At 35.7% G+C, this 13,018-nt stretch carries 10 protein-coding genes; 8 read left to right on the top strand and 2 right to left on the bottom strand.

The annotated features are described in order from the left end of the window. Nucleotides 1-68: 68 nt before the first annotated feature. The 4 genes from NV377_RS06625 (at nt 69) to NV377_RS06610 (ending at nt 3,761) form a co-directional block, all read left to right on the top strand. On the top strand, nt 69-446 hold the full coding sequence (locus tag NV377_RS06625) for an ArsR/SmtB family transcription factor (protein ID WP_258200418.1): 378 nt from the start codon (nt 69-71) through the stop codon (nt 444-446). A 423-nt stretch (nt 447-869) separates the two neighbouring features. After that, on the top strand, nt 870-1,598 hold the full coding sequence (locus tag NV377_RS06620) for a GTP cyclohydrolase II (protein WP_258201136.1): 729 nt from the start codon (nt 870-872) through the stop codon (nt 1,596-1,598). Further along, nucleotides 1,591-2,682: a bifunctional diaminohydroxyphosphoribosylaminopyrimidine deaminase/5-amino-6-(5-phosphoribosylamino)uracil reductase RibD gene (gene ribD / locus NV377_RS06615; protein ID WP_258200417.1), complete on the top strand. Its 1,092-nt coding sequence runs from the start codon at nt 1,591-1,593 to the stop codon at nt 2,680-2,682. The genes NV377_RS06620 and ribD overlap by 8 nt, the downstream gene beginning before the upstream one ends. Nucleotides 2,683-2,768: 86 nt before the next feature. Then, nucleotides 2,769-3,761, top strand: a complete 993-nt coding sequence (locus NV377_RS06610) for an LLM class flavin-dependent oxidoreductase (protein ID WP_258200416.1) — start codon at nt 2,769-2,771, stop codon at nt 3,759-3,761. Between the two features lie 91 nt (nt 3,762-3,852). On the opposite strand, the gene NV377_RS06605 is transcribed toward NV377_RS06610, so the two are convergent. Then, nucleotides 3,853-4,284 (bottom strand): signal peptidase II, encoded by a 432-nt coding sequence (locus NV377_RS06605; protein WP_373425815.1) that lies wholly within the window; start codon nt 4,282-4,284, stop codon nt 3,853-3,855. Nucleotides 4,285-4,658: 374 nt separating this feature from the next. Here NV377_RS06605 and NV377_RS06600 point away from each other — a divergent pair, with 374 nt between their 5' ends. After that, nucleotides 4,659-7,475 (top strand): hypothetical protein, encoded by a 2,817-nt coding sequence (locus tag NV377_RS06600; RefSeq protein ID WP_258200414.1) that lies wholly within the window; start codon nt 4,659-4,661, stop codon nt 7,473-7,475. Between the two features lie 132 nt (nt 7,476-7,607). Here the strand turns inward: NV377_RS06600 and NV377_RS06595 are convergent, their stop codons facing one another. Next, entirely contained in the window at nt 7,608-8,351 is a 744-nt protein-coding gene (locus NV377_RS06595) for an SDR family NAD(P)-dependent oxidoreductase (protein ID WP_258200413.1), read from the bottom strand. Nucleotides 8,352-8,464: 113 nt separating this feature from the next. Between NV377_RS06595 and NV377_RS06590 the strand changes: the two genes are divergently transcribed. From NV377_RS06590 to NV377_RS06580, 3 genes are all read left to right on the top strand, one after another. Continuing rightward, on the top strand, nt 8,465-9,100 hold the full coding sequence (locus NV377_RS06590; protein WP_258200412.1) for a TetR/AcrR family transcriptional regulator: 636 nt from the start codon (nt 8,465-8,467) through the stop codon (nt 9,098-9,100). Nucleotides 9,101-9,230: 130 nt separating this feature from the next. Continuing rightward, nucleotides 9,231-10,865, top strand: a complete 1,635-nt coding sequence (locus NV377_RS06585; protein ID WP_258200411.1) for a copper amine oxidase N-terminal domain-containing protein — start codon at nt 9,231-9,233, stop codon at nt 10,863-10,865. Between the two features lie 610 nt (nt 10,866-11,475). Beyond that, the gene (locus tag NV377_RS06580; protein WP_258200410.1) at nt 11,476-12,912 is read left to right on the top strand and encodes a polysaccharide deacetylase family protein; all 1,437 of its coding nucleotides are present in this window, start codon (nt 11,476-11,478) and stop codon (nt 12,910-12,912) included. The last annotated feature ends 106 nt before the right edge of the window (nt 12,913-13,018 follow it).

Genomic DNA, 13,018 nt, shown 5'->3' with positions numbered 1-13,018 from the left:
TGATCAGTGCCTTATCCGTAATCTTTCTGATATAATAAACAAAATGTATGAAAAGGCGGTGAGAAGAGATGGTTCGAATAGCAGAAGATCAATGCGACGACACTTGTTTGGGTACCGAGACTAATCTCAGTCATTTGAGCGACATCAAACTTGACGAGAAAACAGCAATTGATGTGGCTGATATATTCAAAGCGTTAGGGGATCCGACTAGGGTGAAACTAATACACGCTCTCTTGAACAATGAATTATGTGTACATGATCTGTGTGTTGTATTAGGTATGACTCAGTCTGCCGTATCTCACCAACTCAGATATCTTCGAGATATAAGAATGGTAAAGCGTCGGAAAGAAGGTAAGACCGTATTCTATTCAATAGACGATGATCATGTGAAAGAGATATTTATCCAAACGTTGAATCATTTGCAACATACCTCAATACATGAGTAGCAATATTGGTTATTGCAACGCACTTCACAAAAAAGAGTAGCTATGTTAACAATTGCCACTAATTTCATAAATGAGTAGCTGTATTAACAATAGTCAGTTATACATAGTATAAAGTGGCGATCAATTTTCGGTAAATAACTGGAAAGTGGTCGCCTATTTTTGTAAATATTACTTTGCACTAGCTTGTGAAATACTATAAGTGATTATGTACCATAATAATAAAATCACACATAATTAAATGAGTGCATGTCTGAAAATATTACTGAACAATGTTCATATTTGCTGAAAAATATAGGTCACCTTAAAGTGACTACTTACAATAAGTAAGCAAGTATGAAATAATGGTAATGTATGACCATAATTGAATAACTCAAATTCATCTAGAAGGAATGATATACAGTGCTTAAAGAACTTCAACCAAAAATGTTAGAAATACTACAAGATAAAATCCAAATGATTGAAGCAAATAAAGGGGCCATTTATTTGGTTGGTCCGATTAGGTTGCCTGTCAATTTAGAAGGTGAAACTTATGTGTTTCAATGGTATTGCTGGCTAAGTAAATGCCAAGCAACAGATAATTATGAAGAAGTTATTAAGCAGTTATCTTCTGCAAATTTAGCAGAGTACCAACAATCTAGCGTGTTGGTCTATGGAGATTTTGCTAATGCGGAAGATGCACTTATTCGAATGCATTCCATTTGTCATACGGGAGATATATTTGGCAGTAAAAGATGTGATTGTGGTTATCAGTTAAAGCAGTCGATGAAAAACATTGTTGATAGTGGAAATGGTGCGCTCTTCTACTTGGCGAATCACGAAGGACGAGGCATTGGCTTATTTAGCAAAGCTATGGCTTATGTACTGCAAGAGAATGGTTACGATACTGTAGATGCTAATGAAAGTCTTGGTTTCGTTGATGATTCTAGAAATTACGATGATGCCATAAAAGTACTTAACACGTTAAGATCGAAACCTGTTACGCTTATGACCAATAATCCGAAGAAAATTGCTGCTATGAAAAATGCTGGTCTTACGCTTTCTGGAAGAGAGCCAATTTGGGGAGATAACTCTGAGTTTAACGCAAATTATTTACAAACAAAAATTGAGCGTTCTGGACATTTGAAGGATGATGGAGTGTGTTCGAATGAGTAACGATGAATTTTACTTGCGATTGGCACTAGATAATGCACGTGCCATGAAAGGGCAGACTGAGCCAAATCCATTAGTTGGCTCGGTTATTGTTAACAATAATAGAATTGTCGGTATTGGTACTCATTTGAAAGCTGGAGAAGCACATGCTGAAATTCATGCTATTCGCATGGCTGGAGAACAGGCCAGAAATGGTACGATTTATGTTACGTTAGAGCCATGCTCCCATTATGGAAGAACAGGACCATGCGCGCTAGCTATCGTTGAAGCTGGGATCAAAAAAGTTGTTATTGCCACTCTTGATCCGAATCCAGTTGTTGCTGGAAATGGCGTTAAAATATTGCAAGATGCTGATATTGAAGTTGTTGTAGGAGTTATGGAAGAGGAATCTCGCAAAATGAATGAAGTATTCAATAAATTCATTGTGCAGAAGAAGCCTTTCATAACGATGAAAGCGGGAAGTACATTAGATGGTAAAATTGCTACTCATACTTTAGATAGTAAGTGGATTACTTCTGAGGAAGCAAGACATGATGCACATGTACTTCGTAATGAGAACATGGGAATATTAGTCGGAGTCAATACGGTCATTGAAGATGATCCTGAGTTGACAACAAGAATTGCGAATGGAAGAAATCCTATTCGAATCGTTCTAGATTCGACACTACGAATTCCTTTAAATGCAAAAGTGGTAACGGATCAACATGCGGAAACATGGGTCTTCACAGCACAAAACTATGATCAACAGAAAAAAGCCAAGTTAGAAGAGCTGGGTATTTCTGTATATCCAACTTTAGGAACTAAGCATGTCGATGTGCAAGATGTTGTACGTATGCTAGGGGAAAAACTTGTTTCTTCGGTTCTAATCGAAGGTGGCGGAACAATTCATGCTGCGTTTCTTGAAAATAAACTCGTTGATAAAGTTATTATATATATGGCTCCCAAATTAGTTGGAGGAACTGGAGCTCCAACCTTTCTTGGAGGAGTAGGTGTCACATTAATGAAAGATGCTGTAGATTTGGCAGATCTAACAATTACACCTGTAGGAAAAGATTTTAAGTTTACAGGCTACCCACAATACAGTTAATCATTGATGGACATAAGGATAGTCTAAGTAACATAAGAAAATGATAATCATCTATTGCACTTTCGTTAAGAGGGGAGATACATAACATGAAAATTGGAATTTTAGATCAAGGCCCAATTACAAAAGGACATACGCCAGAGCAGGCACTTCAATTTGTTGAGGAATTGGCAATATTAGCAGATTCGCTTGGTTATTCACGCATGTGGATGGCCGAGCATCATAATACACAGTGGTATGTTAGTACAGCTCCCGAAATTCTTGCTGCGCATCTAGCGGCGAAGACAAAGCAAATTCGTATTGGTACGGGTGGCATAATGATGATGCACTACTCGCCATTTAAGATGGCAGAGGTGTTCAAAACGTTAGCAGGTCTTAATCCAGGACGTATTGATTTTGGCGTTGGACGAGCACCGGGTGGAGATCCAGTCGCGACTCGTGCATTGGCAGAAGGGCGTTCGCAAATGGGGATGGATATGTATGAGAAGTTATCAACAACGCTTCGCTTAATGAGCGACCGTAAACCGAATTCGACTATATATGATTCTGTAATTGCTTCTCCCACCAATATTAAGCTTCCGGAGGCATTTTTACTTGGATCAACAGGTAATAGTGCAATTCAAGCAGGTAAGATGGGTGTTGGTTATGCGTTTGCACATTTCTTCTCGGGTGAGATGCACAAAGAAGTATTTGAAGCATATAGAACATATTTTGAACCATCTTACTTTATGGAAAAGCCACTCATTAATGTTACCTACTCTGTAACTGTTGCGCCGACGCTTGATGAGGCAGAATTTTATGCAAAGCCACTTGATATATGGCGCTTGAATTTCTTAAAGGGGCAAATCGGGCAAATATTATCTCCAAAAGAAGCGGCAGAAGTGCAGTTCTCTGAGATGGATAAGATTACAGTGAAACAAAATCGTAATATCCATTTGGTTGGTACTGCGATGCAAGTAGCGGATCGACTTCGCGCAGATCAAGAATATTTCGGCTTTGAAGAAGTTATGTTCAATTTGAATCAACATGGACAAGCATCTCGTCTGCAATGCATCCAATTGTTAGCTAAAGAATTACTATAATGAAACAAGTCATAACTATATAAGAAAAGCCTTTAGAATAGGTTTTGTGAAATTTCTGCAACTATTCTAGAGGCTTTATTTAGATAATTGCTCAACTTTCTAATAATTGAGCACGATTTTTGAACCAACTAACTATTCCAGAGATAATTAACAAGAGTACACCAACTTCAATTGCATGGTCGGCTATATTAAGAACCCCTCCGCCACGAATGATAAAGTCAGTCACTTGACCATATAGAAGTCTATCAATACCGTTTCCGATCGCTCCTCCGACAAAAAAACCAAAGCAACTATCGATTAGAACTCCCTTCATATCACCAGTCTTGCGAAAATATAGCACACCAATTACGAATAATACAGCTACTACACCAAATAGTCGTGCGTTCCCTTGAAATAATCCACCAGCCATACCACTATTCTCAATATGTGTGAGAGGGATTCCCCACAATGTATAAGCTTGGTCAATATCTATATAGGCTCGAATTAGCAATTTGGTTAACTGATCTGCTAAAACGACTACGATTGCGATAATATAAAATATGATAAAGATCCCTACTTTCGTGTAGAAGATATGAGGATGACATGACGGTTTTGTCGTATTGTCTAAGTGATATACGATGAACGAAAGGTTCTAGTTTCATCATCGGATTATATTACGTTAATTAGTTGATCAATACATTCATATGGTTTTACCTGGGAATATTAGGGTGTTAGTGTTTACTATATGAGTAAATTTAATTTGAAAAGAAGCAGAGTAACACTATTCAAGAATAGTGTTACTCTGCTTCTTTTTGCTCATTAGTAGTAATAGCATATAGTATTGCGATCTGTTAAATTACTATTATATGGTAATTTTAATTGTGGGAACATTTATTAGTTTACTATGAGGGGGATTCAATGTTCAAACCAGTTTTAAGTCTATTGTTAATAATGCTTATATTGATCGGATGTGAAAAGATGCCAAAAAATAATGAAACAACCTCAGTTATACAAAATCATAAATTCAATATGACATCTATAGATGCAACCACCGCAGGAATATTAGAAAGTTCTCCTTCCACATTTACATTAGACACTACATATTCTCAGCCGAATCAATACGCGATTTACTACGGACAATTACAATATAGCGGTATCACAGATTATTCGGTGTACGATTTCATGATTGTTTCCGACACGAACGTGGAGAGCGTTACAAAAGTAAGAGAACAAGGTGTGAAAGTATTTCAATATATACATTTCGGATCAAGATTTGAAGATTCAGATCAATACGTACAAACGTTACAAGATTCGATAAAGTTGCTTAAAGATCAAGGGATTGCAGATGGGATTTTCCTTGATGAATGCGATATTGCCTATTGGGATGCTACCTATCAAGAAGATACAATCAAGCAACAGATTTTTCACTCCAGACTTCAAGAGATCACACTTTACATTAAGTCTTTAGGGATGGAAAGTGTTGTGAATGGTACGAGATCATTTGCTGAACTAGGAGATTATTACTTATGGGAAAGTTATGTTGGCTATTGGAATTCTAATCAACTTATATGGGATTCGATGACTTCATTAGATCGAACATTATCTCTAAATGGAGAAGTAACCTATGGCAGAAGGTTTGCAGATTGGAACTTTGAAGGAACAACATCTGTCGAAAATGGAAAAGTAGTTGGTGGTCAGAAAGGTGCAATGGAAATCGTACTTGATATGGATAAAATCTTAAGGTCTGAGGACATTAGAGATCAATATGATTGGATATATCCACAATGGAAAGGTAGTGGAGGAAGTAATGATACGGTCACAGTAAAAGCTTGGATTGGTGATAACTTACCGTTTGATACGAATATATGGACACAAGTTCCTGATCTGTGGACAGGTGAAGCAGATAGTTGGATTGGAATAGGCAAGCGATCCAAGTATTTGAAGTTAAGATTTGAATTTAATGGTGCTAATGAGTTGAGTATGGAACAAATGTTATTAAAGTTCAATTATAATTTCCCATATTGGGATATGAATAGCCCGAATGGTGCAGCAGATACGAATACTTATATGTGGAACTTCAATAATAGTCAGCTTGACTATATACAACAAAAAAACTTCAGCAGTAATTCATCTATTAAAACGTTGAGTCATAGTTATGGAGAATTAGTTGATCAAGAACGCATCAATTATACGTTTTTGAGCAATGCCGTTCATGAGTTATATGGATGGAGTTACGCTGATCCATTAATGCAAAAGGTACAGTACTACGATATAAGCAATGAACCTATAGGTATGTTGTTACGGCAAGAGAAAAGCGGCAATATTACAACAGGTTACTTTACAGGAAGTACCGTAATCATTGATTCATCATCACATACAGCGAAATTGGATATAGCCTACCCTGATTATTACTATAAGGAGGCTATTACGATCGATGGGAACATGACAGATTGGAGTAAGAGCGATCAACTTTATACAAATTTCGGTTCTGGTTATACTGCAAGCTCGTACTATTGGGGAGCGACGAAATCTACATTTGCTGAAGGTAGCTTCGACAATGTTAAAGTAATTACAAGAAATGGGCAAACGTCACTTGAGCTTATCGACGATGGTACGGGGAGTTGGATTAGTGGAATACAAGGTGAGGACTCATTCCACAGTAGAAAAAATATGACAAATCTAAGTTGGCAAGGTAGTGAGAATGGTAAGGTTAACTATTATATTCAATTTCAAAATGAAGATGGTATATGGTCAGATTGGTTATTACAATCACCTGGTACTACTCAGCCCAATGAAGACTTCTACAGTTTTAGAGTAAAAGTCGTGTTGGACGGTCAGAAATATTATGAACCTATTGCGTCCGCTGCTGAGGAAATCTTACAGTCAAGTGCTGTTTCATTCTCTGCTTCCTCACATGAGTGGAAAACCTATATAGCTGAAGATGCGCATGTAACTAACGTATCCATGACTGATGATCGTCAATATTTATACATCAAATTAAAAACGGCAGGTCAAATTAACTTAAAAACGGATGAGAATGATGTTCCATACTATTTTTACAATATATATATTGATTCAAATGATGTTATAACCGAAGGCTTCAAAGGTTCATGGTGGAATTCTCCTGAAATAGCTGCAACCCATAGAATAACTAATGAAGGCTTGTATGAGTGGGATAGTAAATTTACAGATCAACATAGTAATGAAGGATGGATATGGGTTAATGAACATAGTGTTGATAATAAGATAAGTGCTTCAGGTGATGAAATCGAATATCGTATTACAAAAAGCAATCTAGGCGATTTATCATCAGAGAACGTTAATTTTTATGTAACAGCAGATGAGGTTGAAACGATGCACGGCCAATTTATTCAACCTGATTTTCTGAACGGTACTGAATTTACTGGACAGCTTTCTTACACACAAAAAGTATTTCATCCTTACGTCCCTCATGGATATATTCAATCAGAAGTTATAGAAGCAGTCAAGGGAAATCAAGTGACATTAACTTGGACTGAAACTATTCTCCAACATACAGATGTTAAAGCATGGACTAGAACGAGATCATTAGGTAGTGATTCATGGAATAATTGGACAGAGAGTAACAATGGTCAAGTTATTGAAGGAAGCTTTGATCGAATTCAATATAGTATGGGTTTATATACTAAGCAAGGAAAAAATAGTCCGCAAGTGTCTGATATTGTATTAAGTTATGAAGAAACAAAAATAGACTAATTAAGAATCCAGGTACTATTTGATACGTATAAAAATACCCGCTGACCAATACAGATCAACGGGTATTTTTGTTTATTGTCCATAAAACGAACGAGAATATTTCATGAATAATAATAAATTCTGCGTAATGGTTTATTTAGCTGTTACGCCGCCATCAACTGGAAGTTCAACACCAGTAATATGATTAGCATCATCTGAAGCAAGGAATAGAACAGCGGCAGCAACTTCTTCCGCTTTGCCAAGCTCAGGCAAAGCAATTTGACCTAAGAAGTAATCTTTATATTGTTCCATATGTGGTGCACTCATTGGTGTTACGATATATCCTGGATAAACCGAGTTAACACGAATGTTCTTTTTACCGTAATCGACAGCAGCAGCTTTCGAGATTGAGCGAACAGCACCTTTAGATGCTGTATATGCACCTGCACCAGCCATACCAGATAAAGCAGAAATGGAAGCAATATTAACGATTGATCCACCTTCATTTTGTTCCATAAGAGGGATTGCTTGTTGCATACCATACATAACACTATTCACATTAATAGCATAAGTACGTGCCCATTCTTCTTCAGTTTGATCTGGGAATGGTGTTGATAACGAAATACCAGCATTATTAACTAGAATATCTAGTTTTCCGTATTTTTCAATTGTTACACTATATACATGAGTCCAGTCTTCTTTTGATGCAACATTATGTTTAATGGCAATAGCTTCGCCACCAGCAGCGATGATTTCAGCTGCAACAGCTTCAACAGCTTGCAAATTAATATCAGTCAAAACAACTTTAGCGCCTTCTTTTGCAAATAATATTGCTTCGGACGCACCCATTCCACTACCTGCACCAGTAATTACTGCAACTTTTTGATCTAATCTCATTTGATTCACCCCATAAATAAATTTTGATAGTCTAACTATCATGTTTTTTATTTTAGTCCTTTTGTGATAACATTGCAAATAAAAGATATTAACTAAATGAAGGAGGAATATCAATGACTCAAGGTCTTCGAGAAAAGAACAAGAATGCTCGTTATCAAAGCATTGTATCTACAGCAGAGCAATTATTTCTGGAACGTGGGCTTGATAGTGTTCAGATGCAAGATATAGCTGATGCCGAAAAAATAGGGATAGCTACACTTTTTCGTTATTTCTCCAGAAAAGATAGCTTGATCGTTGCAGTGGCTATACAAAACCTAGAACGAACAATACCAGTATTTCAACAAATTGCACTTTCTCCAAAATCTGCATATGAACGATTGGAAGATACATTAAATTATGTACTTGCAAATCAAACTCAATCTAGATCGAATTCAACTAAATTTCGTGAAGCTTTTGAAAGCTATGCATCCTTTTCAAAGGAACCACTACCTAATATCCAAGATTACATAGACACACAGAAACAAGTATCTTTAATGCTAGGTCCAATCATTGAAGATGGACAACGAGATGGTTCATTACGCCAAGATATTTCTATAAAAGAGTCCATTATGACGATCATTAATGCGTATGGTATATTCGGCAACAATATAGTGCTGAAGTCTGAAATCACTTATCTTGAGGAAATTCAACCCGAAATTCAACAAAAACTTTTAAAAGAAATGTTGCTATCCTATGTTAGAGCAAAGTAATTTACTAATGGTGATGAACTAGAAAGATTATTAATCTATTAAAGAATGTTTACATATTTCCCTCCTGATAGTAGTATAAATGGGTATGTACTAATTATTTCCAAATATACTATAGGAGGTTAATAGATTTATGCTGAAAATTAGAAGTGTTAAGAAGTTAGTTGCATTAATTTTGATCTGTAGCTTGGTTATTTTAGCTGGATGTCAAGCGATTGGCGGAGTGGATATTAATGCAGCGCTGAAAAAATCACTAAAGGTAACTTCGACTGAAGGCAATTCATCTATGGAGTTTAAGTTGCATTTTAATGAAAAGGCATTGCTTGAAGATGAGTATTTTGCTGGTGACGAGGAATTTATTTCTATGTTACGTTTATTTTCTAATGTGAAAGTATCTATTACTGATATAAAAATGCAAGATCAACAAAATATATCTTTTAAAGGTAGTCTAACATTAGGTGACCTTTCGCAAATTAACTTTGAGTTGAAAATGTCAGAAACATTACTTATTGTTTCGTTAGATGGTGCTACTCGTTCGTTCACTTTCGATCTAACAGGTGAAACAGCAGAGAGACTCATGTACGATGATTTTGGTATGACATATGAAGATGGTGAGTTTGAAAGTGAATATGTAGTTGATGATGAGAAAATACTTGCAACTATTCAAAGTGCAACTGAGCTCGTAACTGACTTCGGTATTGAAAAATTACCTAATATCGAAAAAGTTTCTGTTACTCCTGTAACAGAAGAGATCAATGGCGTATCAACGAGCTTAATGAAAATTCATGGTGAATTAAAAGGTATGGAGCTTTGGAATTGGGGCAAAAAATTAACAGATGCATTACTTGAAGATCGTACAGGACTTGAAAAATTACTAGGTGAAGTATTGAATTTGTTCATGGAAGATCCTGAAATGATTGATTATCTTGGTATCTACGTTTCAGATGATTTCACGGATGGAAACATTACGGAAGCTGATAAGAAAGTTCTTATCGATGAAGTAGTTACAGCTATTATTACTTCTCTTGAAGATATGAAAATTTCGATGGTGGAATTCGAAACAAAAGATAAAGAAATACTGGAAATGGCTTTAAATGATTCTTTAGAGATCAAATTCGATCTATATGTAGATTCTAATCTGGATATCCGCAAACAAGCTTTTTCTTTGAACTATGTAGTAAGTGATAAGATGAAGGAAGAGCTAGGTACATCGATCTTTGAGGGATTAACAATAACTTCCGAGAACGAAGCTTGGAATGTTAACGGAAAAGTTGCACCTAAGGTACCAGTGGCATCAGGTCTAGAAGTACAATTAGAGTCTTTAGATTATTTGGAAGGCTTTGAGGTTCTTAAATACTTTGATAATGAATCAGTTATTTATGATTTATTGAGAAATAAACTGCATATAACTGAGCAGTACTATTGGAACTATATTGACGAAGATACTTATAATGCAGCTTTTGTTAATGCAGATAAATTCGGAATGATTCCTGTTCGAGAGCTTATTGAAGAGTTCGGAGGAAATGTCAAGTTTGACAAAGCAACAAATCAAATTACTGTATATGATAAAGCAACAAAGACAACGATTAAGCTGCAAATTGGCAGTGATAAAGCGATCATTAACGGTGAGACTGTACAGTGGCCAACACCAGTTATAACGCACAATGGAGCTACTTACGCTCCAGCAAGAGCTTTTGCAACTGCTCTTGGTGCAGAAATTGTGTGGAATAGTGAATATGGGGAAGTTGATATCACTAGAGAACCATAATTGTAACAATAACCTAAGTCCAACTTAATAGTTATCTCACCTTCATGAGATATAAAAACAATCATTAGACATTATTATCGAATACTCCGATTAAGGATATATTCGATGATAATGTCTTTTCTTATCGTAATAATAATTTATTTTTTAGAAAGTGTTTACAAATGGCTGTTTGCTTAATATATTAGTACATCAAGATGTTTCAGCATGATGTGAAAGAGGTGACATGAATTCATGTACAATAGAAAATGGATTCGCTTAATTTCCCTTGCTGCCGCCCTTATTACTTTTGCCATTGTTTATATTATTATTCGTTGATTATACAAGAGAAACATTTAGAGAACATACGCCTACACATACGTTGATCTAATTTGTAATGTAGCTGAATTTCACTTTGTGAAGATATGATCAACGGAATAGTCTGTTTCAATTAAAAAAAACCGTTAAAATCTATGTTGATTTTAACGGTTTTTTTGTTATTTAATTTCAATAATTTATCTTTATTGTAAATATAACATCATTTATTAATTATTTATAACCTTTATAATTATAAGGTATTGAATTTTTTTTTGCTTGTACAGTTCACACATAGCAAAAACTAGAGGTGAATGTATTGAGTAGTAAATTAGTTATTATGTTATTTTCCATTATATTAGTTGTGACGGGCTGTTCTTTTAGAACAGACCATATTGCTGAAGCAAATAAAACTGAATCATCTGCTCATGACGATACAAAGATAATCTCTTATAACAGTGAAGCAGTAGAAGCAGTAGTGAAAACAGATATAATCTATACCACTGCACGGAAATTATCGCTAACATTCAATGGGTTACCTGATCAACAAAAACTTAAAAAAATATTGAGATTACTTAATCAATATGAAATAAAAGCAACCTTCTTCGTGCCAGGTCATGTGGCAGCCGTAGAACCAGAATTGTTGCAAATGATCCAAGCAGAAGGACATGAAATTGAGAATAATACACTAAGTAAAGTGAAAATGGACTCTTTTACGTATAACGAAATAGTAGATGACATCGTTTTAGGTAAGCAAAAGATAGAAGACGCTACTGGTGAAGCCGTGAAGTATATAAGAGCAGAACCTGTAACATTCGATGAGCCTATATTGAAAGCTGCAGCAGAGAGTGAACATGAGCGTTATATTGGATACAGCTTATTTCTAACCGATGAATACCTATCATCAACATTTAGACAATCAGAGGATTTGCGCAGTTATATTAAACGTGGTGCTATTATTGCCATTGATTTGGAAAGAAATGAGCAGATTGAGGAAATGTTACAATTACTTGTTCCTGCAGTTGCTGAGGTCAATTATGAATTTGTCACGATCGAGGAACTGATGAGTAATGAGCTTACCAAACTTGCCTATCCTGAAATTAATGGCTACGATCTGGCACAAGTGAAGGAGGTCAAAGCTGACCAAACGTTTGAATTATTTGATCATGTAGAGACAAATAAGAAACAAATAGCTTTAACAATTGATGATTGGGGTACAGATTATACGATTACGAATTTGTTAGATATTTTGAAAAAACAAAATGTCAAAGCGACATTCTTTGTAAGAGCGGATGGAGCTGAGCGTAATCCAGGATTAGCTAGAGCAATTATTGAAGAAGGGCATGAGGTAGCAAATCATTCGTATAGTCATCCAGTTATTACGGAAATTTCTAGTGGAGCTCTACAAGAGGAGATTGTAAAAGCGCATCATGTGTTAACAGAAGTATTACAGCAAGCGCCTACTATGTATTTCAGACCTCCAACCGGACACACCGATAATGTGACTGCAAAAATTGTTGCAGCAACTGGATATTATACGATTCCTTTATTCAACATCGATCCAAATGACTGGAATAAGCAATCTTCCACAGAGGATATTGTAAACACAATTACTAGCGAAGCAGTAAATGGCGGTATTGTATTGCTTCATATGTTAGATCATACGAATACTTTAAAGGCACTGCCGATCGCTATAAATAACCTCCATGAAATGGGCTATGAGATCGTTACGCTAACTGATATGTTGCAATCATAATAAAGCGTCATCTAACTAATCAAGTAACTTATGATGAGGGGAAAGCTAATGAAATCTAATGATTTTATTAGCTTTTTTAAATTAAAGTAGATTGTCTAAAGTGAAA

Source organism: Paenibacillus endoradicis (assembly GCF_024721975.1).
The sequence above is the reverse complement of the archived record's forward strand: the minus strand, read 5'-3'. Positions and strand labels throughout refer to the sequence as shown.

Coding starts and splice junctions, on each gene's coding strand:
- NV377_RS06595 (WP_258200413.1), bottom strand. CDS start 8,351: ATGAGATTAGATCAAAAAGTTGCAGTAATTACTGGTGCAGGTAGTGGA.
- NV377_RS06590 (WP_258200412.1), top strand. CDS start 8,465: ATGACTCAAGGTCTTCGAGAAAAGAACAAGAATGCTCGTTATCAAAGC.
- NV377_RS06620 (WP_258201136.1), top strand. CDS start 870: ATGTTAGAAATACTACAAGATAAAATCCAAATGATTGAAGCAAATAAA.
- ribD (WP_258200417.1), top strand. CDS start 1,591: ATGAGTAACGATGAATTTTACTTGCGATTGGCACTAGATAATGCACGT.
- NV377_RS06600 (WP_258200414.1), top strand. CDS start 4,659: ATGTTCAAACCAGTTTTAAGTCTATTGTTAATAATGCTTATATTGATC.
- NV377_RS06610 (WP_258200416.1), top strand. CDS start 2,769: ATGAAAATTGGAATTTTAGATCAAGGCCCAATTACAAAAGGACATACG.
- NV377_RS06625 (WP_258200418.1), top strand. CDS start 69: ATGGTTCGAATAGCAGAAGATCAATGCGACGACACTTGTTTGGGTACC.
- NV377_RS06585 (WP_258200411.1), top strand. CDS start 9,231: ATGCTGAAAATTAGAAGTGTTAAGAAGTTAGTTGCATTAATTTTGATC.